We start from the raw sequence: 22,928 nt of genomic DNA on the forward strand, positions 1-22,928 counted from the left end.
GGAGGGAGTCTTATGAAATCGAGCCGTCCCTATCTCGCCCGAGCCCTCTATGAGTGGCTGTTAGACAATGAATTAACGCCCTACCTCGTGGTTGACGCCACGCAGCCTGGGGTGGAAGTACCAAGGCAATTTGTTCAGAATGGGCAAATTGTGCTCAATGTAGCGCCGACGGCGGTGCGTGACCTGTTTATGGAAAATCAGGCGATTGGTTTTAATGCTCGATTTGGTGGCCAGCCTATGCAGGTGATGATCCCAACGCCTGCGCTTATCGCCATCTACGCCCGTGAGAATGGTGCGGGTATGGTGTTCGGTCACGAGCCTGAGCTTGATGCTGCTGGGTTTGAAGAGCAGGATGATGAAGCTGGAGAAGCAGGCACTGACACAGAATCGGCAAAGCCTGAGCTGACACTCACTGAGCCAACCTCTGAGCAAGCGTCCAGCCAGTCGTCTGATAAGGCGTCTGGCGATGGCAAGCCCAAGAAAAAACCGACGCTTCGCGTTGTGAAGTAATCAGTCAGATAGCAGTCTCGGTAGCCAAATACAAAACAGCCTCGCCAACTATTTGGCGAGGCTGTTTTCTAGCATCTAGGTGTTAGTCAAGGTAGTCAAAAACCTTAACAATGCGTTGTACGCCACCCACGGAGGAGGCTGCATTCACAATGCGGTCTGCCTCTTCCCGAGTCACCATGCCCATTAAATAGACACTGGCGTTTTCCGTGGTGACCTTCAGTTTGGAAGAGTCAATGCGGTCATTCGTTGCCAGGTAGCTTATGACATTGGTGGTCAGCCACGTATCTGTTAGCCGCTGGGTGGCGGGCAGGTTGGCGGCGACGGTAAGCTCATTATGAACTTTGTCCACGCCGCGTAAGTTCGATGCAACGTTACCCGCCATGTTTTTCAGCTCTTCGCTTGGTACCTGTCCAACTAGCAGCAGCGTTCCGTTATAGCTGTGGGCGCGAATGCGTGCATCGCCTAGGCGGGCATCGGCACGAGCTAGCGCGCGCGCTACTTCGCGTTCAATCGTGGCGTCGACAGCTTCTACGTCATTGCTACGCTGGCCGTAGTTAGAGGGGTTTGAGGCGCTATTGTTGGCGCAACCGCTTAGTGCTATCACGCCGCAGAGCGTGGCAGCCAATAGTGTTTTGGATGAAAAGTGCAGGGCCATGAGGATGACTCCTTGATCAGTAATTATTCGCAAGGCGTGCGCTATTACTCAGCGCCACCAAACAGCTGTTCGTCAATTAAATCACAAAGGCAGTGAATAACGAGTAAATGAACTTCTTGGATGCGTGCGGTAGAGGTGGCGGGAACACGGATCTCGCAGTCGTCTTGCCCCAGTAAAGAGGCCATATTACCGCCGTCACGCCCGGTTAGTGCGACTACGGTCATGTCGCGGTCGTGAGCCGCTTGGATCGCTTGTACAACGTTAGCGGAGTTGCCGCTAGTTGAAATAGCCAGCAGTACGTCGCCTGGCTGGCCCAGTGCGCGAATTTGCTTGGAGAACACCTCATTATAGCTATAGTCATTAGCAATAGATGTCAGGGTCGAGGTGTCGGTAGTTAGTGCTAAAGCAGGCAGGCTAGGGCGCTCACGCTCAAAACGGTTCAGTAACTCAGAAGAAAAATGCTGACTGTCACCGGCGCTGCCGCCGTTACCACACGCAAGAATTTTCCCTTCATTAACCAGACACTGCACCATCATTTGGCTGGCGACTTCAATAAAAGGAGGCAGTACTTCGCTGGCATAGGTTTTGGTATCAATGCTGGCATTGAAATGGCTGAGTATGCGGGATTGAAAGTCCATCAGGGCTTCCTAGTTAAGAGTATTAATAAGCGTCAAAAGCCGCTTGCTCCCAATGAAACTCGAGAGTGGGCGGTGTGCCTGTAATGGCTAGGATATCAAAGCGGCAGGGGCAAGAGAGGTTATGTCGCGCAATATAGAGCGATGCCGCACGAATTAAACGACGCCGCTTCTGCGCGTTCACCATTTCCAAGGGGTGCCCATGGCGCGTCGTAGCGCGATGTTTGACCTCGACAAAGACCAAAATATCCTGGTCATACATCACAAGATCAAGCTCTCCGCCTTTTACATGGTGATTGTTGGTGACCAGGCGAAGGCCGTGCTGCTGCAGCCATTGAGCGGCTAACCGCTCAATGGCTGCACCTCGATAACGGGCAGTTTGGGGATTATTGCTCATTACCCAGTAGGCCAGGAATTAAAATGGGTGACGGTGTGCCATTTTGAAACTTGGCCCAGGGCAGTTCGCGGTGGATGCGGCCATCATTTGATAGCGATAACGTCCCAGTGCTGCCGTTTAAACCGTTTAGGCTGGACAGGTCCGACATCCGTTTAGCAAGTTCATAAGCATCAACACCCATAGCCATCAAGCGGAACATCGAGGCATCTGCCTCATCGCGCAACTGCTGGTAGGTAGGGTAAAAAGGTAGTACCTCTTCTCCGCCTACTGCAGCATCTGGAATTTGCCAGGGAATGTCCATGAACATCACATCGTTCAGATCCTGATCCAAGCGCGTTTGCAGCCGGCCTTCATGTAGGTGCGAGGTGGCGTAGATGGGCAGGTCAGGAGCGTAGTAATAATCCAGCGTGGGCGGCACCTGGCGTGCGTAATCGGGAAGCGCTAGTAGGAAGAGGGCGTCAATGTTGCCAAGGCGGGCGCGCTCGCCGCTAACATTCAGCGCGGTTTGCACAGCGTTGGAAACTGGGCTGCTCGGATTGTAGCGCACTGCATTCGTCACCTCGCCACCCAGGCGCTGAAACTCGTTCCAGAAGGCTTCACCAACTCGGCGGCCCCAGTCATTATCCGGCACCATCACCGACATTTGGCGCTGGCCATCCTGATAAGCACGGCGCGCTGCCTGCCGGGCTTCACCTTCTGCAGATAAGCCGTACTGCAGTAGACGTTGTGCTTGGTTGTTGGCACCGCTGCCATAGTTCAGCGCTAGTGTAGGCAGGGGTACGCTGTCACGCTGCTCAAGCTGAGACACCTGATCCTTATCGAGCGGGCCAATCATTAGCTGGGCATTCATTTGCTGAGCGCGGCTATACAGTTCGTCGAGCGAGTACTGGGCAGCATCGATAAAACTTAACTGAACGCCGTCAGCACTAATCTCGTTATGGCGGCGTATGGCGGTGGCAAGTGTATTGGCAACGCTGCTTAGCGGGCCAGATTCCGGTAGTGCAACCACAATACGGCGAATTTCGGTGCCCTCAAGTTCAGGTAAGGTGACTTGAACTTGCCCCGGCTGCTGATCAAGCGTTTGCTGTGCCCACTGTTGGCGCTCAGCAAGGGTTTGCTGCTGATTTGCCTGCATAGGTAGCTCATCGTCCAAGACTTGTGTTGCGCGCAACACGGCGCGTGGGTCGTTTAACCCGCGAGCAAGCTCTGAAAATAGCATGGCCCAGCGCACGCGATCGGCGTCGTTAAGCAGCGTTTCATCAATGCTGCTGGCGGTATCAAAGGCGTTTTCACGCTGGCCCTGGCGGGCCAAAATATTGGCGGCTTCCAGACGTGTGCGAGCGGCCTGCTCTGGGGCTTGCTGTTCGGCTTGACTGAGCAAGCGGCCGGCATCCTGGTCGGGTACTCGGTCAACCACGCTCGGCGGTTGCATGGCGCACCCGGTGATGAGAAGTGCCATGAAGGCAGTGGCCAACAGGCCACGAAGTGACTGTTTCATGTATCCTTCCTTAGTTTCCATTTGCGCTGTCGCGGTCTATCAGCAGGTTAGCGTGGTTTTCCATAAGCATAGCGCACCGTCAGGGCAAACCATTAACAAATCGGGAGTCACGATGACACACCAACATCCGGGTACATTGTACGTGGTTGCCACGCCAATTGGGAATTTGGACGACTTAACGCCGCGTGCTGCTCGGGTATTAGCCGATGTATCGCGTATTGCGGCGGAAGATACGCGACATAGCGCGCGGCTGCTTGCCCACTTAGGGGTGAATACGCCGATGATATCGCTGCATGAGCACAATGAAGCCCAGCGGGTCGATACGCTCGATGGTTATTTATCAGCTGGTGAAAGTATTGCACTGATCAGTGATGCCGGTACGCCGCTGATTTGCGATCCCGGTTTCGTGCTGGTGCGGGAACTACGCGCCAGAGGGCGCCACATTGTTCCGCTGCCTGGGCCGTGCGCGCTGGTCACCGCGCTTTCTGGAGCGGGGCTGCCCACCGACCGCTTTACGTTTGGGGGCTTTCTGCCTGCCAAGCCCAGCGCTCGCCGCCAAGCGTTGGAGAAGTGGCAGAGCCGTGAAGAAACGTTGGTATTTTACGAGTCGCCCCACCGCATTGTGCATACGCTTGAGGCGCTATGTGAGCAAATGCCTGAGCGCACGGTGGTGCTGGCACGAGAGTTGACCAAAACCTTTGAAACATTTCTTCAGGGATCACCGGCAGCGCTTCGTGATCAGCTCGCTGAAGATCCTAACCAGAGCCGGGGTGAGTTTGTAATAATTATTTCTGGTGCCCCTCCGGCGGTGCAGGGAGATGAGCAGTCGATAGAGGCCAATGAGCTGTTAGCTGCCCTGCTGGCAGAGGGGGTGGGTGTCAAACAGGGGGCCTCGATTGCGGCCAGAATGCTGGGTGGCCGTAAGCAGGAGTGGTACGCCCGGTTGCAGGCAATGAAAGGTCAGCATTGAGGCGAGCGCAGGGCGCTGGTATGCTTGCCGCCGGAGTTGGCCAGACAGTCGCCGCTAATACCCTTTAAAAGGTGTTGGGGGAGGAAAGTCCGGGCTCCATAGGGCAGAGTGCCAGGTAACGCCTGGGCGGCGTAAGCCGACGGAAAGTGCAGCAGAGAGTAGACCGCCTAAGTCCCTGAAATAAACCTCAGGGGCCGGTAAGGGTGAAAGGGTGCGGTAAGAGCGCACCGCGCGCCTGGCAACAGTGCGTGGCATGGTAAACCCCACTCGGAGCAAGACCAAATAGGGACCCAATGGCGTGGCCCGCGCTGGGTCCGGGTAGGTTGCTTGAGCGCTGCGGTGACGCAGCGCCTAGAGGAATGACTGTCCACGACAGAACCCGGCTTATCGGCCGACTCCCCATTTCCATGAAAGGCGTGCCAAGCACGCCTTCCCAAATTATGTGTGAGAGTAACATGCCTTCTGCTGACGCTGATCAGGTCACCCGTTTTCGTCATACCAGCGTTTTATTGGAAGGAGCGGTAGATGCACTGGTCCATGATTCTGAAGGTATCTACCTAGATGGTACCTTTGGCCGTGGCGGTCACTCCCGGTTAATTCTTTCGCGCTTAAGCGAGCAGGGTCGCTTGTTGGCCATGGATCGCGACCCTCAGGCCATTGCCGCCGCTGCTGAGATAGAAGACTCCCGTTTCCACATTACTCAGCGTGAATTTGCTCACTTGGCTGAATTTGCCAAAGAGCAGGGGCTCTACGGCAAACTCTCTGGTGTTTTGCTGGATGTGGGCGTCTCATCCCCGCAGCTTGATGATCCTGTGCGCGGTTTTAGCTTTATGCGCAACGGCCCGCTAGATATGCGCATGGATCCCACGCAAGGGGAAAGTGCCGCCGAGTTTTTGGCGCGAGCCAGTGAAGCCGATATTGCCAACGTCTTTAAAACCTACGGTGAGGAGCGCTACGCCAAGCGCCTAGCTAACGCCGTGGTGAAACGACGCGTGGAGAAGCCTTTTACCCACACGGTGGATTTGGCGGAGGTGCTGAAAGCCGCCCACCCAGCATGGGAAAAAGGTCGGCACCCGGCGACCAAAGCGTTTCAGGGGCTGCGTATTTATCTTAATGGGGAACTTGATCAGCTGGATGCCGCCTTAGAGGCAGCGCTTGAAGCGCTAGCGCCGGGCGGTCATCTAGTGGTCATCAGCTTTCACTCCTTGGAAGATCGCCGTGTGAAGCGGTTTATCCGCCATCATGTGCGCGGTGACACCCACTTGCCACGGGGTGTGCCCATTCGTGATGATCAGTTGAATCGTCGCCTTGAAGCATTGGGCAAAGGCAGTCGCCCGAGCGACGAGGAAGTGGATGCTAACCCCCGCGCGCGTAGTGCCGTTATGCGGGCGGCCCGTAAGCGAGGCTAACAATGAGCATTGAGCGGCTAGAGCATTGGGCTTCCACGCTGAGGGCGGAGTGGCCGTTTAAACTGCGCCTTCGCCTGTGGCCCATCACCATGATTGTGCTGTTTTTTGCCTGTTTATTGACTGGCTTAGCAGTAGTGACCACCACCCATATGACGCGGGTACAGTTTGCTGAGCTTCAGCGGTTAGAGCAGGAAGAAAACCAGCTCCAGACCGAGTGGGGCCAACTGCTGTTGGAAGAGGGGGCTTGGGCAACGCCAGCCCGCATTGAACAAATTGCCACGGAACGGCTAGAGATGCGTATTCCTGACGTAAATGATGTCGAGGTGATTCGGCCATGAAGCGTGAAGGTCGGGGAGGGAAGTCCCGCCAATATCCTATTGCGCCGCCGCTTGCTGGTGGGCGCTTTTTCTTTATTTTGTTAGCAGTTGGTCTCGCCTCTGCCATTTTGATTGGGCGAATTACACTGCTACAGGTGATTGATCGCCCATTTTTGCAGAGCCAGGGTGATGCCCGCACGCTGCGCCATGAAGCTATTCCTGCTCACCGCGGAATGATCACTGACCGTAACGGCGAGCCACTGGCAATATCCACGCCGGTCGTGACGCTTTGGGCGAACCCTCAAGAGTTGCCTACAGACGCCATCCAGCGTGTCATGCTGGCGCAGGCGCTGGGGATGTCACTGGATGACTTCGAGTCCCGGGTGGCGCGCTACAGTAGCCGCGAATTCATGTATTTGCGCCGACAGATGACCCCAGACGCTGCGCAGCGCATCCTCGATCTGCGCACGCCGGGTGTCTATCCACAGCGTGAATACAAGCGCTACTACCCGGCTGGAGAGGTGGCGGCCCAAATACTCGGCGTCACCAACGTAGACGACGTCGGTCAGGAGGGCTTAGAGCTCGCTTATCAGCCCTACCTAGCGGGTCACCCGGGGCAGCGTCGTGTCATCAAAGACCGGCGCGGTCGGCTGGTGCGAGAGCTGGGCGTGATTCGTGAAGCGCAGCCAGGCGGAGAGCTGACCCTGGCGATTGATCAGCGTATCCAGTACATGGCATATCGAGAATTGCGCGCTGCAGTGGCTGAACATCAAGCAGATGGTGGTGTTTTGGTCATGATGGATGCCCGTACAGGTGAAGTCCTGGCAATGGCCAATCTGCCGTCTTACAACCCCAATAACCGAGCGGGCTTAGATCCTCGTGGTTTGCGTAATCAAGCGCTAGTGGATGTATTCGAGCCTGGTTCGGTCATGAAGCCGTTAGCCATGGCAGCGGTGCTTGAAAGCGGTATTGTTGGCCGTGATGCTGTGGTAGATACATCGCCTGGATGGATGAGGCTTGATCAATTTACGATCCGAGACTTCCGTAACTACGGTGAACTGGATCTCGCGGGTATTCTTGAAAAATCTTCTAACATTGGCATGTCTCGCTTGGCTCTGCAGCTAAGCGATACGGCTATTTGGGAGAAGTATAATCAGCTCGGCCTGGGGCAAAGCCCCGGAACAGGCTTCCCAGGGGAGTCTACGGGCAATCTACCGGCTCGGATTCGGTGGTCTAGAAGTGAGCGAGCAGCCCTCTCTTATGGGTATGGTTTATCGGTAACGGCCGTTCAGCTAGCCAGTGCTTATACTGCGTTGGCTAATAATGGTGAACGCTTACCCCCTTCGCTGTTAAGGTTGTCAGAGCCGCCCCAAGGTATCCCGGCCATTGAGCCGAGTGTTGCCAACGACTTACTAGAAATCTTAGAAACCTCGGTTGGCGCCTATACAGGTGGGCGACGTGCTCGTGTAGAAGGGTATCGCGTTGGCGGAAAAACCGGCACTGTGCGTAAAACGGGCCAGCAAGGCTACGCCAATGATGCCTATCGCAGCGTCTTTGCGGGTATTGCGCCCATTTCGGACCCGCGTATCGTGACGGTGGTGATGATTGACCATCCCAAAGCAGGCGAATTTTATGGTGGAGCGGTGGCAGCGCCGGTGTTCTCTAGTGTCACCGGTAATGCGTTGCGGCTACTGGATGTGCCGCCTGACTACGAGGTCGAATAGTGTTTAAGGAGATGGCATGACCATATGCCCAGACCAGTTATGGAAAGCGTTGCACCACGTCTGGCCCAGCGCCAAGCTGCCAGCATTGCCTGACCTGCCTCAGCAGCTCAGTTTAAGAACGGATTCTCGCGCCCTGGCCGCTGGAGACGTGTTCGTGGCCGTGCCTGGTAGTCAGCGCGATGGACGCGAATATATCGAACAAGCGCTGGCCAAGGGTGCCTCGCTGGTGCTGGCTCACACCAAGGATAGCGACATAGGGCTAGAGGAACGGGTGTTATTTCTCCCCCATCTTTCGCTACGCCTAGGCGAATTAGGTCGAGCGCTATTTGATGTTCCTCGTGGTCTGGAGGTCATTGCTGTTACGGGAACGAACGGCAAAAGTTCGGTGACTCACTATGTGGCCGAGCTAAGTGAGCAGTTAGGCACCCAAGCGGGTGTGATTGGGACGCTGGGCGTGGGTCGGCCAGGTAAGCTGCTTGAGAGCGGTCTAACCACGCCAGGCCCGTTGGCACTGCAAGCAACACTGGGTGAGCTAGCGCGTCAGGGCGTTAAGCGCGTTGCGCTTGAAGCCTCTTCTCATGCGTTAGATCAGCAGCGTTTGGACGCAGTCGATGTCAACGTCGCGGTCTTCACCAATCTGACGCGAGATCATTTGGATTATCACGGCAGTATGGCGGCTTACGCGGCCGCTAAAGCCAAGCTGTTTAGACGCACCGAGCTATCTCTTGCGGTGGTCAATGGTGATGATCCTCTCGCTAAGTTGATGCTGGCGGGCTGCGATAGCGATGTACGCGTACTAGCGACAGGTACCGATGAGGCAGTGACGCTGCGCGTTCTAGATTGGCAGCCCCATGCCCTTGGGCAGCAGGCGCTGATAGCCACCCCAGAAGGCGAAAAAGTCCTGCAGCTAGGGCTCGTGGGGCGTTTCAACCTGGATAATGTACTACTTGCCATGGCCGTACTTTACGGATTAGGTGAGCCGCTGGATGCGATCTTTGAAGCAGCAGCAGTGCTTTCTCCTGTGCCGGGGCGCATGGCCTGCTACGGTGGTGATAACGCCCCTAGCGTGGTGGTAGATTATGCCCACACGCCAGATGCACTGCAGAGTGCGTTGGGTGCTTTGCGTGCCCATTTGGGCAGTCAAGGCAAGCTATGGTGCCTGTTTGGCTGCGGCGGTGAGCGGGATACAGGGAAGCGCGCTGAAATGGCGAAAGTAGCAGAGCAACTGGCTGATCACGTGGTCGTCACCGATGACAACCCACGCAGTGAGTCTGCCGAGCAGATTCGTCAGCAAATCCACGCAGGCTTTGCCGGTAGTGTGCCAGTAGATGATAGAGGTGACCGCCGACAAGCCATTCTTTACGCGGTTCATCAAGCCGCTCCTGACGATGTAATTCTCGTTGCAGGAAAAGGTCATGAAACCTATCAAGAGATAGACGGAGTTCGCCACCCTTATCAAGATGTCGAGCAGGTGCTCCACGCCCTTGCCACACGGGGAACCCCCTAATGTGGGCGTTGGTAGAAGTAGCCGCCGCCCTTGGCTGCGATATCTCGGCTGAGAGCGCCAACTTGCCCATTTCAGCGGTAGTGACCGACACGCGTAAAATTGTGCCGGGCTGTCTATTTATCGCGCTAAAAGGGCCGCGCTTTGATGGCCATGAGTTTGTAGAGCATGCCAAAGAGCAAGGGGCCGCAGCAGCCCTGGTAGAGCGTGAGGTGGATAGCGCTCTACCTCAGTTGGTGTGCGCCGATACGCGGTTAGGACTTGGGCTGGTCGCGCGGGCTTGGCGTCAGCGCTTTATCCTGCCGCTGGTGGCGGTGACGGGTAATAGCGGTAAAACCACGGTAAAAGAAATGACTGCTGCGCTGTTAGCACCGCTAGGTTGCGTGCTGGCGACAGCAGGCAACTTGAATAACGATATTGGTGCGCCGTTAACCCTGCTGCGCTTATCGAGCGAACATCAAGCGGGCGTTATTGAGCTAGGCGCTAATCATTTAGGCGAGATCGCCTGGACTAGCCAGCTCACTGCACCGCAGGTCGCTATTATCACTAACGTGACTGGCGCTCATGTGGGCGAGTTTGGCGGCATGGGCCAAATTGCTCAGGCGAAGAGTGAAATTTTCTCGGGTCTTAGCGGTCATGGTACTGCCGTCATTAATAGGGATGACCGCTACTACGCTTTTTGGGCCGCCTGTGCTGCCCCTCGGCAAATTGTAAGCTATGGCTTACATGACGATGCGGACGTTCACGCGAGGGCACTTTCCTGCGACCCCCAGGGGCGGTATGCTTTCACGCTTGTTGCGCACGGCCAAATCATGGGTGAAGTGCAGTTGCCGCTTATCGGCAAACATAATGTCAGTAATGCCCTGGCCGCATCGGCAGCAGCGCTAGCGCTAGGAGTAACGCCAGAGCACGTCGTGACAGGATTAAGCTGTTTAACCTCGCTTTCGGGGCGGCTAAGCGTGGTGCCGGGGTTACGCAATGCAACGTTGTTGGATGACACTTACAATGCAAATCCAGGGGCGGTTAAAGCTGCCTTGGACGCGCTCGCGAGCTTCCCAGCGCCACGCTGGTGTGCACTCGGGGCAATAGGTGAGTTGGGTAGTGAGTCCCAAGCTTTACATGCAGAGATTGGCCGCTACGCCGCGTCGTTAGGCATCGATACGTTATTAACGTTTGGCGAGGCGGCGCGCGCGGCTTCAAGTGCCTTTGGTCGCGGGCAACACTTTGACGATCACGAGACGCTTGTGCGTCATGTTCTTAATACTCTTCCGCCTAACACCACTCTGCTGGTGAAAGGGTCACGTAGTGCAGGCATGGAAACGGTCATTGCTGCGCTGCGTGCGGATGAAACAAGGTAAGCGCCGTTCATGTTACTTCACTTGGCGAATTTTTTAGCTCAATTCCAAACTGCGTTTCAGGTGTTCAATTATTTGACGCTGCGCGTCATTCTCGCCGCGCTCACCGCGCTGATGCTGTGCCTTTGGCTGGGGCCCTGGGTGATACGTCGCCTGGTCGAAGGGCAGATTGGCCAGGCCGTTCGCGACGACGGCCCACAGTCGCATCTTTCCAAAGCAGGTACGCCGACCATGGGCGGCGCCATGATCCTGCTGGCGATTGCGATCAGCACCTTGCTGTGGGGTGACCTGACCAACTATTACGTCTGGATCGTGCTGCTGGTGACGCTGGGCTTTGGCGCCATCGGGTGGGTCGACGATTATCGTAAAGTGGTTGAAAAGAACCCACGAGGCCTGCCTGCACGTTGGAAATATTTCTGGCAGTCGGTGGTCGGCCTGGGAGCCGCCATCATTCTGTACGCCACGGCCACCACGCCCGCCGAAACCAGTCTGCTCATTCCGCTGTTCAAGGACGTTGCGCTGTCGTTGGGCTTGTTCTACATCGTATTGAGCTACTTCGTCATCGTCGGCAGCTCCAACGCCGTCAACCTTACCGACGGTTTGGATGGCTTGGCGATTATGCCCACTGTGCTGGTGGCGATGGGGCTCTCTGTATTTGCTTATGCCAGCGGTAATGCGGTGTTTGCCAACTACCTGCATATCCCTTTTATCCACGGCACCGGCGAGTTAGCAGTATTTTGTGCCACCATCGCGGGTGCCGGTCTTGGCTTTTTATGGTTTAACACCTATCCCGCCCAGGTATTTATGGGCGACGTAGGTGCCCTTGCCCTAGGGGCTGCGTTAGGGGTAGTCGCGGTCATTGTCCGTCAAGAGATCGTGCTCTTTATCATGGGCGGTATTTTTGTACTGGAAACCGTCTCGGTGATCCTCCAGGTAGGCTCCTACAAACTAACTGGACGCCGCATCTTCCGCATGGCACCGCTACATCACCACTACGAGCTGAAAGGGTGGCCAGAGCCGCGGGTTATCGTGCGCTTCTGGATTATTACCGTGGTACTTGTGCTGCTAGGCTTGGCCACGCTCAAAGTTCGTTAATCAAAGAAACAGTAGGCGGCGCACAGGCCGCCTTTGGCGTATGGCAGAAGGAGCCACATGGTGCAGGTACCAAACGGATTTACGGTAGTCGTTGGGCTAGGGCTCTCTGGTCAGGCGATTTGCCGCCACCTTACCCAGCTGGGTAGGCCGTTTATGGTGGCTGACACCCGTGAAGCGCCGCCAGGGGTGGAGGCTTTTCGCCAAACGTACCCGGATGTTCAGGTGCATTGTGGCTCTCTGGCTGCTGTAGATTTTTGTCAGGCCTACGAGGTCGTGATTAGCCCAGGTGTAGATCCTCGCACGGCTGGTTTGGAGGGGCTGCTTGAGCGCCATAACCCTGCCACTGGCGAGCCCATGCTGGTAGGCGAAATCGCGCTGTTCAAACGTGCCGTGAAAGCACCCATTGCGGCCATTACGGGCTCCAATGCTAAGTCCACAGTGACGACGCTACTTGGCGAGATGGCTGCCGCATCTGGCATTAATGCCGCCGTGGGCGGCAATCTAGGTACACCCGCGCTTGATCTTCTGGCGCAACAGCCAGACGCCGACCTATACATCCTAGAGCTATCCAGCTTTCAGTTGGAAACCACGCCCTCTTTAGGCGCGGCCTCGGCGGCCTTCTTAAATCTCTGCGATGACCATCTAGATCGCCACGGCGATCTAGAGGGCTACCGACAGGCCAAGCAGCGTATTTTTATCGGCGCAGAGCACGCCGTGGTGAATGCTGACGATCCGCAAACATGGCCGGATCAGCCGCTAGAGCATATCGAGCACTTTGGGGTGCATACTCCCCGTGATGCTGCGTGGGGACTGGTCGAGCAACAGGGCCATTGGTGGCTAATGCAGGGCAAAACGCCATGGCTGTTGGCCGATGAACTGCGTATAACTGGGCAGCATAATTACGCCAATGCGTTAGCGGCGCTGGCGATGGGGCGCGCACTAGGCTTTGATAAAGCCAGTATGTGCGATGCCCTAAAAGCGTTTGTAGGCTTGCCGCACCGCAGTGAAACCATTGCCGAGCTAAACGGCGTTCGCTGGGTCAATGATTCCAAAGGTACCAATGTGGGCGCTACGCTGGCTGCCATCAACGGGATTGGCACCACCCTGCAAGGAAAGCTGCTTCTTTTGGCAGGCGGCGTTGGTAAGGGTGCGGATTTTTCTCCGTTGCTGCGCCGCTAGCGAATAGCGCTCGCACTGCTATTGTGTTTGGGGCCGATGCGCCGCGCCTTGCCGAAGCGCTTAATGAGGCGATTCCGGTTGAGCGTGTAGAACACTTAACGCAAGCCATGGAGGTTGCTTTCGCCATGGCCAAACCCGGTGATTGCGTGCTGCTGTCACCCGCCTGTGCCAGTTTGGATCAATTCGCCAACTATCAGGCACGAGGTGACGCCTTTCGTCACTGGGTTGAGCACAAACGCAGCGAGTTGACGCCATGAGCGATGAATCTCTCAGTAGAGTACAGCGCCTGCGCGCTGCCTTAACGACCCAGCACCTGCCTTGTGATATCTGGCTGATTGTTGCGGTGGTGGCGTTGGCGGGGCTTGGCTGGATTATGGTCAGCTCTGCGTCGGTGGGGCTGCTGGAAAACAGCTACCACTACTCCCGTCAGCACGGCATCTTTCTATTATTAGCTATTGTTGCCTGCCTCTTTATGTTATGCGTGCCTTTGGAGCTGTGGCGGCAGAACGCAGCGCTTATTCTACTCGTCAGCATTTTTATGCTGGTGGTGGTGCTAGTTATTGGCCAAGAGGTGAACGGCAGTAAGCGTTGGATTTCACTGCCTGGGCCGCTGCCGAGTTTGCAGGTGTCGGAACTGGCGAAAGTGGGCCTTATTTTTTACATGGCGGCATTTATGTCGCGCTTTACCTACGAGCTGCGGCGGCAGGCGTTTACCATGTGGCGGCCATTGGCCGTGCTTGCCGTGCCCGCGAGCCTGCTGTTCTTAGCTCCAGATTTCGGTGGCATGGTGGTTTACGCCGTGTGTGTCATTGGCATGTTAATGATGAGTGGCGCCTCGCTGACCTTACTGCTCGGCAGTGGAAGCGTGCTGGGGGTTGGGGCGGTGATGATGGTAGTAATGGAGCCCTACCGCTTGGCCCGCTGGACAAGCTTTCTTGACCCCTGGGCCGATCAATTTGCCACCGGCTATCAGTTAACCCAGGCGTTGATTGCGTTTGGTCGTGGGCATGTAACAGGTACCGGTCTTGGCAATAGCGTTCAAAAGCTTCACTACCTGCCGGAAGCCCACACCGACTTTATTTTTGCCGTAGTGGCCGAAGAGCTAGGGATGATTGGTGCCATTTTAGTGGTGCTACTGTTTACTCTATTTATTGTACGCGCCATGTGGGTCGGCCGCCGCGCGGAGCTGGCAGGGCATCTGTTTGGCGCCTACGTTAGCTACGGCATTGGATTTATTGTGGCGGCTCAGGCGTTCATTAACATGGCCGTAAGCTCTGGGTTGCTGCCCACAAAAGGGCTTACTCTGCCGCTAATCAGCTATGGCGGCTCAAGTCTGTTAGTGACGGGCATGATGATTGGGCTACTGCTGCGTGTGGATGCTGAGACTCGGCACCGCCCCCGGCGTACGCCCACCCCCTACCGAGCACGCCGAGAACCGCGTTTATCGTAATTATTCAAGGAGTCGTTTGTGGCGACGAACTCGCGTCGACGGATATTGATTATGGCCGGGGGAACCGGTGGGCACGTTATTCCTGCGCTCTCTTTGGCGCATGCTTTACAGGCCAAGGGTGTCGACGTTGAATGGCTGGGAAGCTCGCGTGGTATCGAAAATCGGCTAGTGCCTAATGCTGGTATTATGCTACACACGATTGCCATTGAAGGGCTGAGGGGCAAAGGGCTGGCAGGCTGGTGCAAAGCGCCCATCAATCTTTCCCGAGCGGTGATGCAGGCGCGACGCATCATTAAACGCTTTAAACCTGATGTTGTGGTCGGCCTGGGGGGCTTTGCCAGTGGCCCGGGTGGGCTGGCGGCGCGGCTGTCGGGTGTGCCGCTGGTCATTCATGAACAGAATGCCGTCGCAGGCCTCACTAATAAAGTGCTTTCGCGCTTGGCGACGCGTACTTACGCCGCCTTTGAGGATGCGTTTGGCAGTCGTGCAGTAGTTATTGGTAACCCCGTGCGTGAAGAGATTGCGGCGCTAGGCGAGAGCCCTAAGCAGGTGGCTGAGATGTCTAATAGGCCGCTTAGGCTGCTGGTTGTGGGTGGCTCGCTCGGTGCTGTAGCACTAAATGAGCGCCTGCCGCCAGCGCTTGCCGCGCTACCACCAGAGCGGCGCCCGGATGTGCGCCATCAAGCCGGTAAAGAGCGCGACGTAGCCACCGCCCAGGCATATACAGAACTTGGCATTGTGGCCGATGTTAGCCCCTTTATCGATGATATGGCGGCCGCCTACTCATGGGCGGATCTTGTGGTTTGCCGCGCTGGTGCGTTAACGGTTGCCGAGTTGGCTGCAGCGGCAAAGCCTGCGCTGTTAGTGCCATTTCCATTTGCAGTAGATGACCATCAGCGAGTCAATGCTGATGTGCTGGTGAAGGCGGGAGCGGCTCAGTGTGTCATCCAATCAGCCCTCACGCCTGAGCGCTTAACTCAATTATTAGACGAATTACTTCATCCCGACAGGCTGGCGGAAATGGCGTCTAAAGCGCGCCAAGCCGCTTATTTAGATGCCACCGCGCGTCTTGCAGCAGGCTGTTTGGGATTAGTGAAGCAAGGAGAAACTGCGTGACCGATTCAGTGACTAACATGTCGCCGCAGGGGGCTCGCCCAACTGGCCCCGGTATGCGTCGTATTAAGCGGCTGCATTTTGTAGGTATCGGTGGTGCAGGCATGTGCGGTATTGCCGAAGTATTAGCCAACCAGGGCTACCAAGTTAGCGGTAGCGACATGAAAGCCTCCGCCGTGGTTGAGCGGCTGCGCCAGTGCGGAGTAAGCGTGGCCATTGGTCATGCTGAAGAGCATGTGCAGGGGGCCGATGTGGTTGTTGTCTCCAGCGCAATCGATGAAACCAACCCTGAAATACGCTGGGCACATGAGCACCGCGTGCCGGTAGTGCGCCGTGCCGAAATGCTGGCAGAACTGATGCGCTTCCGTCACGGTATTGCCGTCGCGGGGACTCACGGTAAAACAACCACCACTAGCTTGACAGCAACACTATTGGCCGAGGGTGGCCTGGACCCTACTTTTGTGATTGGCGGAAAACTGACGAGTGCAGGCGCCAATGCTCGTTTAGGTGAAGGTGATTACTTAGTCGCTGAAGCTGATGAATCCGATGCCTCGTTCCTTCACCTTCAGCCCATGGTATCGATTGTTACCAATATCGATGCTGACCACATGGCGACTTATGGCGGCGATTTTGAGCGCCTGAAAAGCACTTTCATCGAATTTTTGCACAATCTACCGTTTTATGGTCTTGCGGTGCTGTGTATTGACGATCCTCATGTGCGTGGGCTGTGTGACCAAGTTAAACGTCAGTTTGTCACTTACGGCTTTGATGAAGATGCCGACTACCGCATCGTTGATTTTTCTCAACAGGCGGGAGAAGTCTCGTTTACCGCTCTGCGCCCTGGTGATGCGGCACCGCTGGCCATTCGGCTCGCTATGCCGGGTCGTCATAACGCCCTCAATGCGATGGCGGCTATCGTTGTGGCCACTGACGCAGGCGTAAGTGATGATGCGATCCAGCGTGGGCTAACTGGGTTCGCCGGGGTAGGGCGACGCTTTCAAGTGCATGGACACTTTCCAGCACCTTCCGGCGGTGGCGATATCATGCTAGTGGATGACTACGGTCACCATCCTCGTGAAGTCGATATGGTAATCCAGGCAGTGCGAGCAGGTTGGCCTGATCGACGCCTTGTGATGCTTTACCAACCCCACCGTTACAGCCGTACGCGGGATCTTTTTGAGGATTTTGTGCGTGTGCTTTCTCAGGTGGATACCCTGGTGCTACTGGATGTATACAGCGCAGGTGAGGCCGTGCTGCCGGGAGCCGAAGGGAAAACGCTGGCGGGCTCTATTCGACAGCGTGGTGAAGTCGATCCGCTGTTTGTCGAGCACAAGCAGGAGCTGCCTGCCTTGTTGAATAATGTGCTACGGCCTGGAGATATTTTGATTACTCAAGGGGCCGGCGACGTTGGCGGTATTTCGCTGCGCCTTGCTCAGGCAAAACTTGAGATGGATGAGGTGGCGCTATGAACAGCGGGCAAACCGGTTCTCTAGACCGCGTCGTAGTGGTTTACGGTGGCACATCGGCTGAGCGGGATGTTTCCCTGAAAAGCGGCGCCGCTATTCTTGCCGCTTTAAAACGTCAAGGTGTGGATGCGCTCGGCTACGACCCTAAAGAGGGTGGTCTAGCAGGGCTTGAGCGTCTGGCGCCTAGCGCCGTGTTTGTGGCGCTACATGGGCGTGGTGGAGAAGACGGCACGTTTCAGGGCGCGTTAGAGCTGCTCGGCGTGCCCTATACCGGCAGCGGCGTACTGGCATCTGCATTGGGCATGGATAAACAGCGCACTAAACAGGTGTGGCAGGCCGTTGGCTTGCCTACCCCTGAAAGCATCATGCTAAGTGAAAACGCTGATTGGGCGGCCGTAGTAAACCAGCTTGGGCTGCCTATGATGGTCAAGCCAGTCCATGAAGGCTCCACCTTGGGCATCAGTATTGTCAAAAGCCGGGATGAATTAAAAGCCGCCTACACGGCTGCCGCAAAGTTTGATGCGCGGGTAATGGCTGAGCGGTTTATTATCGGGGATGAATACACGGTCGCGCTCCTGGGTGATGACGTGCTGCCCGCTATTCGCGTTGAAGTGCCGGGTGGATTCTATGACTACGAAGCCAAGTACATTGCTAACACCACGCAGTACCATCTGCCCTGTGGTTTGTCTGAGCAGGATGAGCAAGCGCTGGCAGCACTATGTAAAGAGGCCTTTTTAGCGGTAGGTGGCGAAGGGTGGGGGCGTATTGATGTAATGCGTGACGCAGCTGGTAAGTGTTGGCTGATAGAGGTTAACACCGTGCCCGGCATGACTGACCACAGCCTAGTGCCGCAGGCAGCCGCCTACGCCGGGATCGACTTTGATCAGTTGGTCATGCGTATTTTACAGACCGCCGTTCAGCCGAGCATGCCGTAATGAGTAGCTGGGCAATAGGAGCGTTATGAAAAAACGCAACGCATGGCTGGGCGTTGTGCTGCTGGCGCTGCTACTAGGTGCGGGCGGCCGTGCACTGTGGCTATGGCTTGATCGTCCCATTGAGCGCGTGTCGATTCGTGGCGAATGGGAGTACGTTAGTGCTGATTACCTGCGTACGCAGTTAGCGCCGCTTGTGCAGGATGCAACGTGGCTATCGGCAGATCTAGGCGAGCTACGCCAGCGTGCGCTACGTATTGGCTGGCTGAATGAAGTGCGAATTTCCCGCGAGTGGCCTAACGCTTTGGTGTTTGAGCTAGTGGAGCAGGTGCCTGTAGCGCGTTGGAACGATGATTTCCTGCTTAATCCTGAAGGAGAGCCGTTTGCATTTGCGCCGTTAGATGCACCTGAAGGGTTGCCCGACCTCTCAGGGCCAGCGGGCAACAGTGAAGAGGTGTTGGCGTATTATCAGCGGTTGACTCCCCATTTTGCCAGTTTGTCGCTATCGCTTTCTCAGCTACGCTTAGAGCCTCGCGGTGCTTGGCGCTTACAGCTGGGAGACGGGGCCTGGGTCATGCTAGGTAGACGTCAGCATGGAGAGCGTTTGGCAAGGTTATCTGCTTCTTGGCAGCGCGAGCTTGCAAGCTTTAGTGAGCATATCCGCTATATTGATTTACGCTATCCTAATGGTGTTGCGGTGGCTTGGCATGGTGAAACGGATTTTCAAGAGCGTGAACAGCAAGAGGTCAATGAGTAACCGCTCGTGGCAATGTGCAAAAAGTAGGTAAATGTGAGTGGTTGCCAACGCCGAAAAACCTATGAATGGGGTTTAAATTGCTATCCAGTCCAATTATCGTGGGTGTGCGCTAGTCGTATTACGACTATTGTTTCTATACTATGTCCCTAGCGGTGATGTGGATGAGTTTTATTATCCTGTCAGCGGTTAGCTTGGTTAGATAGTGTTCTAGTTAAAGTTATTAAACGCAAATTGGTTATTGCGTTGGTGTTTTAATGCCAATTGGCAATACCTACCCTATTAAAATGACGGCAAGGAGATTTACCGACTCATGGCAGGCTCACCCAACGCATCCAATATGGTTGTCGGGCTGGACATCGGAACGTCCAAGGTCGTCGCGATAGTCGGTCAACCCACCGATGATGGGGGGATTGAGATTGCCGGTATCGGTTCCCACCCCTCGCGCGGTATGAAGCGCGGCGTTGTGATTAATATTGAGTCAACGGTTCTGTCCATTCAGCGTGCGGTGGAAGAAGCCGAACTGATGGCAGGATGCGACATCCACTCGGTTTATGTGGGCGTGGCGGGCAGCCATATTAGCTCCATGAATTCCGACGGCGTTGTCGCGATTAAGGAGCGTGAAGTAACACCTTCAGACATTGAACGGGTGATCGACTCGGCCCGCGCACGAGCGATTTCAGAAGGCCAGCGAGTGTTACATGTATTACCTCAAGAGTTTTCCATTGATACCCAAGGCGGCATCCGTGAGCCGCTGGGGATGTCAGGGGTAAGACTTGAAGCACAAGTGCACTTAGTAACGGCGGCCCAGAATGCTGTGCAAAACATTGAAAAGTGTGTACGGCGCTGCGGTTTAGATGTGGATGCCATTATTTTGGAACAGTTGGCCTCTAGTATGGCTGTGCTGACTGAAGATGAGCGTGAGCTCGGGGTATGTATGGTGGATATCGGTGGTGGTACCACCGATATGGCGATTTTCACAGAAGGTGCCATTCGCCATACAGCGGTGATCCCCATTGCAGGTGACCAAGTCACCAATGACATCGCGATGGCACTGCGAACGCCGACCCAGCACGCTGAAGAAATCAAGGTGAAATACGCTTGCGCATTAACCCAGCTTGCTGCAAGCGATGAGATGATTAAAGTGCCTAGCGTGGGTGATCGCCCAGCCAGAGATCTATCGCGTCAGGCGCTAGCGGAAGTGGTCGAACCTCGTTACGAGGAACTCTTTACGTTAGTAAGAGACGAATTACGTCGCAGTGGCTATGAAGATATGGTGGCTGCGGGTGTGGTGCTCACCGGCGGCACCTCGCGCATGGAAGGTGTAAGCGAACTGGCGGAAGAAATTTTCCATATGCCGGTTCGTATTGCCTGCCCGCAAAATGTCAGAGGCTTGGCAGATGTGGTTCGCAACCCTATCTATGCGACGGGCGTTGGTTTACTGCATTATGCACTGCAGGAAACTCGTCATGGGCAAGGCCTAGAAAGCCACGGGGGAGTCGTTGCGGCCCATAAAGGACGTAATGAGTTAGCCCGGCGTGATATCAAGGATGGCCATTCGGCGCTGGCAAGAATCAAAGGCTGGTTCAAAGGAAATTTCTGATAGGGCCGCAAGCGCGGTTCAGGAGACGGGGCTTATGTTCGAATTGGTAGATAACGCACCCTCGAGCAGTGCGGTCATCAAAGTAGTCGGTGTTGGCGGCGGCGGCGGTAATGCTGTCAACCACATGGTCGAGAGCAATATCGAAGGCGTTGAATTTATCTGCGCCAATACGGATGCTCAGGCACTTAAACGTGTATCCGCAAAAACGGTGCTGCAGCTAGGTGGCGAAATCACCAAGGGTCTTGGTGCTGGCGCTAACCCAGAGGTGGGTCGTCAAGCCGCGTTGGAAGATCGCGAGCGCATTGCTGAGCTGTTAAACGGCGCTGATATGGTCTTTATTACTGCCGGTATGGGTGGTGGTACAGGCACGGGCGGCGCCCCGGTGGTAGCTCAGGTGGCTAAGGAGTTGGGTATTCTGACTGTTGCGGTCGTTACGCGTCCGTTCCCGTTTGAAGGGCCCAAGCGTATGCGCGCTGCGGAAGAGGGCATGAAAGAGCTCTCTGAGCACGTTGATTCCTTGATCACTATTCCCAATGAAAAGCTGCTATCGGTGCTGGGCAAGAATGCCACGCTATTGACGGCTTTTAGCGCAGCTAACGATGTGCTTCTAGGTGCGGTACAGGGCATCGCAGAGCTGATCACCAGCCCAGGTATCATCAACGTCGACTTTGCTGACGTACGCACCGTGATGTCCGAAATGGGCATGGCGATGATGGGTACAGGCGGCGCGACGGGTGAGAACCGTGCCCGTGAGGCGGCAGAAAAAGCCATCCGCAGCCCGCTGCTGGAAGATATCGATCTACATGGCGCTCGCGGTATCCTGGTCAATATCACGGCTGGGCCGGATCTCTCCATTGGTGAATTCAACGATGTGGGGGCGACGGTACAAGAGTTCGCCTCTCAAGAAGCGACGATTGTGGTCGGTACTTCAATCGATATGGAAATGTCCGACGAGCTGCGTGTGACGGTAGTGGCAGCAGGGCTAGATGGCAGCAAGTCAAAAGCAGCGGCTCGCGAACCTGCGCGTCGCTCTGCGGCAGATACCTCCTCTTCCGACTACCGCAAGCTGCAGCAGCCCACGGTCATGCGTCAGCAGGCCGCTGCACGCGCAGAAGCGCCGGAAGCAGCGCCAAAGCCGCGTCCAGAAAAACGTCGTTCAGCGGATGCTGATGACTATCTCGATATCCCCGCATTTTTGCGCCGCCAGGCGGATTAAACCGCGCTATCAGGCTCATTGAGGCAGCAAACGAGAGTTTTATTGGTTAAAACGCTCGTTTGCTGTTAAAGTGAACACTGTTTGATAACTTTCTTTCCCCCTGCGGACTGTGTAGCGTTAGGCTACGAGCCGCCGTCATCAGAGCTTGACCACTACCCATGATCAGACAACGCACATTACAAAACGTCATCCGCGCCACTGGAGTGGGTCTGCACTCTGGCAAAAAAGTCCACATGGCTTTGCGCCCGGCGCCGGCCAACACCGGCATTGTGTTTGTCAGAACCGATCTGGACCCAGTGGTACACGTGCCTGCCCGTGCCGAATTGGTGGAAGACACCATGCTATGCACAGCGCTCTGCCATGAAGGCGTTAAAGTCGCGACCGTTGAGCACTTGATGTCAGCCTTTGCCGGTTTGGGGATTGATAACGCCTACGTCGATATCAGTGCGCCCGAAGTGCCAATTATGGACGGCAGTGCCAGCCCCTTTGTGTTTCTGATTCAGTCAGCGGGCATTTTAGAGCAGGAGGCAGCGAAGAAATTTATCCGCATTAAGCGTCGGGTTAGCGTTACCGATGGTGATAAAGAGGCTACCTTTTTGCCTCACCAAGGCTTCAAGGTGTCATTTGCTATCGACTTCGACCACCCGGTCTTTGAACAGCAGAAGCAAACGGCGCTGATCGATTTCTCAACCACATCGTTCGTGAAAGAAGTCTCTCGTGCACGAACCTTCGGTTTTATGCGCGATTTAGAGTACCTTCGCTCGAACAATCTGGCGCTGGGCGGTAGCTTAGAAAACGCCATTGTGGTGGATGACTACCGTATTGTGAACGAAGGCGGCCTGCGCTACGAAGACGAATTCGTCAAACATAAAGTGCTAGACGCCATTGGTGACCTTTATCAGCTTGGTTACAGCCTGATTGGCGAGTTCCGAGGTGTTAAATCCGGCCATGCGCTGAATAACCAGCTTTGCCGGGAGCTGATGGCGCAGCCCGATTCGTATGAAATCGTTACGTTTGAAGAAGAGAAAGCAGTGGCGCCTATTTCCTATGCCGCTCCTGTCATGGCGTAATGAGGCATAAGGCAAAATGTTGGGGGAGTTGAGTTGATATAACGAAACGGCCCCCCACTTTATAAAGCATCGCTAA

20 protein-coding genes, 1 other RNA gene and 1 pseudogene are annotated in these 22,928 nt (G+C 55.6%); 18 read left to right on the forward strand and 4 right to left on the reverse strand.

Annotated features, from left to right (window positions below):
- Window positions 1-12 precede the first annotated feature (12 nt).
- Window positions 13-510: a ClpXP protease specificity-enhancing factor gene (locus tag A3220_RS04370; RefSeq protein WP_062373398.1), complete on the forward strand. Its 498-nt coding sequence runs from the start codon at window positions 13-15 to the stop codon at window positions 508-510.
- 82 nt (window positions 511-592) lie between these two features.
- Here A3220_RS04370 and A3220_RS04375 read toward each other — a convergent pair whose 3' ends face one another.
- Genes A3220_RS04375 through A3220_RS04390 form a run of 4 tightly spaced genes read right to left on the reverse strand, consistent with a single transcriptional unit; the run spans window position 593 to window position 3,695 of the window.
- The gene (locus tag A3220_RS04375) at window positions 593-1,165 is read right to left on the reverse strand and encodes a BON domain-containing protein (protein ID WP_054641050.1); all 573 of its coding nucleotides are present in this window, start codon (window positions 1,163-1,165) and stop codon (window positions 593-595) included.
- A 44-nt stretch (window positions 1,166-1,209) separates the two neighbouring features.
- On the reverse strand, window positions 1,210-1,803 hold the full coding sequence (locus tag A3220_RS04380) for a phosphoheptose isomerase (protein ID WP_054641051.1): 594 nt from the start codon (window positions 1,801-1,803) through the stop codon (window positions 1,210-1,212).
- Between the two features lie 22 nt (window positions 1,804-1,825).
- Window positions 1,826-2,197, reverse strand: coding sequence for a YraN family protein (locus A3220_RS04385; protein ID WP_044629178.1), 372 nt, complete (start codon window positions 2,195-2,197; stop codon window positions 1,826-1,828).
- The gene (locus A3220_RS04390) at window positions 2,187-3,695 is read right to left on the reverse strand and encodes a penicillin-binding protein activator (RefSeq protein ID WP_044629179.1); all 1,509 of its coding nucleotides are present in this window, start codon (window positions 3,693-3,695) and stop codon (window positions 2,187-2,189) included. The genes A3220_RS04385 and A3220_RS04390 overlap by 11 nt, the downstream gene beginning before the upstream one ends.
- Window positions 3,696-3,807: 112 nt before the next feature.
- On the opposite strand from A3220_RS04390, the gene rsmI reads away from it, so the two are divergent.
- From rsmI to lpxC, 17 genes and pseudogenes are all read left to right on the forward strand, one after another.
- Window positions 3,808-4,665, forward strand: a complete 858-nt coding sequence (rsmI, locus tag A3220_RS04395) for a 16S rRNA (cytidine(1402)-2'-O)-methyltransferase (protein ID WP_062373401.1) — start codon at window positions 3,808-3,810, stop codon at window positions 4,663-4,665.
- A 32-nt stretch (window positions 4,666-4,697) separates the two neighbouring features.
- An RNA gene (gene rnpB, locus A3220_RS04400) (RNase P RNA component class A) lies at window positions 4,698-5,068 on the forward strand.
- Between the two features lie 52 nt (window positions 5,069-5,120).
- Entirely contained in the window at window positions 5,121-6,074 is a 954-nt protein-coding gene (gene rsmH / locus A3220_RS04405) for a 16S rRNA (cytosine(1402)-N(4))-methyltransferase RsmH (protein ID WP_062373403.1), read from the forward strand.
- 2 nt (window positions 6,075-6,076) lie between these two features.
- Window positions 6,077-6,412 carry a cell division protein FtsL gene (ftsL, locus tag A3220_RS04410; RefSeq protein WP_044629182.1) on the forward strand — a complete coding sequence of 112 codons (336 nt, stop codon included), beginning with the start codon at window positions 6,077-6,079 and terminating at the stop codon, window positions 6,410-6,412.
- Window positions 6,409-8,115, forward strand: coding sequence for a penicillin-binding transpeptidase domain-containing protein (locus A3220_RS04415; protein ID WP_062373406.1), 1,707 nt, complete (start codon window positions 6,409-6,411; stop codon window positions 8,113-8,115). The genes ftsL and A3220_RS04415 overlap by 4 nt, the downstream gene beginning before the upstream one ends.
- Window positions 8,116-8,131: 16 nt before the next feature.
- On the forward strand, window positions 8,132-9,622 hold the full coding sequence (locus A3220_RS04420) for a UDP-N-acetylmuramoyl-L-alanyl-D-glutamate--2,6-diaminopimelate ligase (RefSeq protein WP_062373408.1): 1,491 nt from the start codon (window positions 8,132-8,134) through the stop codon (window positions 9,620-9,622).
- Window positions 9,622-10,977 carry a UDP-N-acetylmuramoyl-tripeptide--D-alanyl-D-alanine ligase gene (gene murF, locus A3220_RS04425; RefSeq protein ID WP_062373411.1) on the forward strand — a complete coding sequence of 452 codons (1,356 nt, stop codon included), beginning with the start codon at window positions 9,622-9,624 and terminating at the stop codon, window positions 10,975-10,977. Before A3220_RS04420 ends, murF begins: the two co-directional genes overlap by 1 nt.
- A 9-nt stretch (window positions 10,978-10,986) precedes the next feature.
- Window positions 10,987-12,069: a phospho-N-acetylmuramoyl-pentapeptide-transferase gene (mraY, locus tag A3220_RS04430; RefSeq protein WP_044629186.1), complete on the forward strand. Its 1,083-nt coding sequence runs from the start codon at window positions 10,987-10,989 to the stop codon at window positions 12,067-12,069.
- A 57-nt stretch (window positions 12,070-12,126) separates the two neighbouring features.
- Window positions 12,127-13,505: pseudogene (gene murD, locus A3220_RS04435) on the forward strand (UDP-N-acetylmuramoyl-L-alanine--D-glutamate ligase).
- Window positions 13,502-14,698 (forward strand): putative lipid II flippase FtsW, encoded by a 1,197-nt coding sequence (ftsW, locus tag A3220_RS04440; protein ID WP_062373413.1) that lies wholly within the window; start codon window positions 13,502-13,504, stop codon window positions 14,696-14,698. The pseudogene murD and the gene ftsW overlap by 4 nt, the downstream one beginning before the upstream one ends.
- An 18-nt stretch (window positions 14,699-14,716) precedes the next feature.
- Window positions 14,717-15,814: an undecaprenyldiphospho-muramoylpentapeptide beta-N-acetylglucosaminyltransferase gene (gene murG / locus A3220_RS04445; RefSeq protein WP_084812747.1), complete on the forward strand. Its 1,098-nt coding sequence runs from the start codon at window positions 14,717-14,719 to the stop codon at window positions 15,812-15,814.
- A 17-nt stretch (window positions 15,815-15,831) separates the two neighbouring features.
- On the forward strand, window positions 15,832-17,280 hold the full coding sequence (murC, locus tag A3220_RS04450) for a UDP-N-acetylmuramate--L-alanine ligase (RefSeq protein ID WP_128082401.1): 1,449 nt from the start codon (window positions 15,832-15,834) through the stop codon (window positions 17,278-17,280).
- On the forward strand, window positions 17,277-18,212 hold the full coding sequence (locus tag A3220_RS04455) for a D-alanine--D-alanine ligase (RefSeq protein ID WP_062373419.1): 936 nt from the start codon (window positions 17,277-17,279) through the stop codon (window positions 18,210-18,212). Before murC ends, A3220_RS04455 begins: the two co-directional genes overlap by 4 nt.
- 25 nt (window positions 18,213-18,237) lie before the next feature.
- A complete protein-coding gene (locus A3220_RS04460) occupies window positions 18,238-18,966 on the forward strand; it encodes a cell division protein FtsQ/DivIB (RefSeq protein ID WP_062360042.1) in 729 nt (242 codons plus the stop codon).
- A 310-nt stretch (window positions 18,967-19,276) separates the two neighbouring features.
- Window positions 19,277-20,566 carry a cell division protein FtsA gene (gene ftsA / locus A3220_RS04465; RefSeq protein WP_062360043.1) on the forward strand — a complete coding sequence of 430 codons (1,290 nt, stop codon included), beginning with the start codon at window positions 19,277-19,279 and terminating at the stop codon, window positions 20,564-20,566.
- Between the two features lie 34 nt (window positions 20,567-20,600).
- On the forward strand, window positions 20,601-21,782 hold the full coding sequence (ftsZ, locus tag A3220_RS04470; protein WP_044629193.1) for a cell division protein FtsZ: 1,182 nt from the start codon (window positions 20,601-20,603) through the stop codon (window positions 21,780-21,782).
- A 158-nt stretch (window positions 21,783-21,940) separates the two neighbouring features.
- Window positions 21,941-22,852: a UDP-3-O-acyl-N-acetylglucosamine deacetylase gene (lpxC, locus tag A3220_RS04475; protein ID WP_054641053.1), complete on the forward strand. Its 912-nt coding sequence runs from the start codon at window positions 21,941-21,943 to the stop codon at window positions 22,850-22,852.
- The last annotated feature ends 76 nt before the right edge of the window (window positions 22,853-22,928 follow it).

Origin of the sequence: Halomonas sp. KX33721 (assembly GCF_001596805.1) — a bacterium.
GTDB lineage: Bacteria > Pseudomonadota > Gammaproteobacteria > Pseudomonadales > Halomonadaceae > Vreelandella > Vreelandella aquamarina.

Bases quoted from the DNA above. Each gene is read 5' to 3' on its own strand.
- ftsL (WP_044629182.1), top strand. From the start codon at position 6,077: ATGAGCATTGAGCGGCTAGAGCATTGGGCTTCCACGCTGAGGGCGGAG.
- ftsZ (WP_044629193.1), top strand. From the start codon at position 20,601: ATGTTCGAATTGGTAGATAACGCACCCTCGAGCAGTGCGGTCATCAAA.
- A3220_RS04460 (WP_062360042.1), top strand. From the start codon at position 18,238: ATGAAAAAACGCAACGCATGGCTGGGCGTTGTGCTGCTGGCGCTGCTA.
- murC (WP_128082401.1), top strand. From the start codon at position 15,832: ATGTCGCCGCAGGGGGCTCGCCCAACTGGCCCCGGTATGCGTCGTATT.
- rsmI (WP_062373401.1), top strand. From the start codon at position 3,808: ATGACACACCAACATCCGGGTACATTGTACGTGGTTGCCACGCCAATT.
- ftsA (WP_062360043.1), top strand. From the start codon at position 19,277: ATGGCAGGCTCACCCAACGCATCCAATATGGTTGTCGGGCTGGACATC.
- ftsW (WP_062373413.1), top strand. From the start codon at position 13,502: ATGAGCGATGAATCTCTCAGTAGAGTACAGCGCCTGCGCGCTGCCTTA.
- A3220_RS04370 (WP_062373398.1), top strand. From the start codon at position 13: ATGAAATCGAGCCGTCCCTATCTCGCCCGAGCCCTCTATGAGTGGCTG.
- A3220_RS04390 (WP_044629179.1), bottom strand. From the start codon at position 3,695: ATGAAACAGTCACTTCGTGGCCTGTTGGCCACTGCCTTCATGGCACTT.
- lpxC (WP_054641053.1), top strand. From the start codon at position 21,941: ATGATCAGACAACGCACATTACAAAACGTCATCCGCGCCACTGGAGTG.
- A3220_RS04385 (WP_044629178.1), bottom strand. From the start codon at position 2,197: ATGAGCAATAATCCCCAAACTGCCCGTTATCGAGGTGCAGCCATTGAG.
- A3220_RS04415 (WP_062373406.1), top strand. From the start codon at position 6,409: ATGAAGCGTGAAGGTCGGGGAGGGAAGTCCCGCCAATATCCTATTGCG.
- rsmH (WP_062373403.1), top strand. From the start codon at position 5,121: ATGCCTTCTGCTGACGCTGATCAGGTCACCCGTTTTCGTCATACCAGC.
- A3220_RS04455 (WP_062373419.1), top strand. From the start codon at position 17,277: ATGAACAGCGGGCAAACCGGTTCTCTAGACCGCGTCGTAGTGGTTTAC.
- A3220_RS04420 (WP_062373408.1), top strand. From the start codon at position 8,132: ATGACCATATGCCCAGACCAGTTATGGAAAGCGTTGCACCACGTCTGG.
- mraY (WP_044629186.1), top strand. From the start codon at position 10,987: ATGTTACTTCACTTGGCGAATTTTTTAGCTCAATTCCAAACTGCGTTT.
- A3220_RS04375 (WP_054641050.1), bottom strand. From the start codon at position 1,165: ATGGCCCTGCACTTTTCATCCAAAACACTATTGGCTGCCACGCTCTGC.
- murF (WP_062373411.1), top strand. From the start codon at position 9,622: ATGTGGGCGTTGGTAGAAGTAGCCGCCGCCCTTGGCTGCGATATCTCG.
- A3220_RS04380 (WP_054641051.1), bottom strand. From the start codon at position 1,803: ATGGACTTTCAATCCCGCATACTCAGCCATTTCAATGCCAGCATTGAT.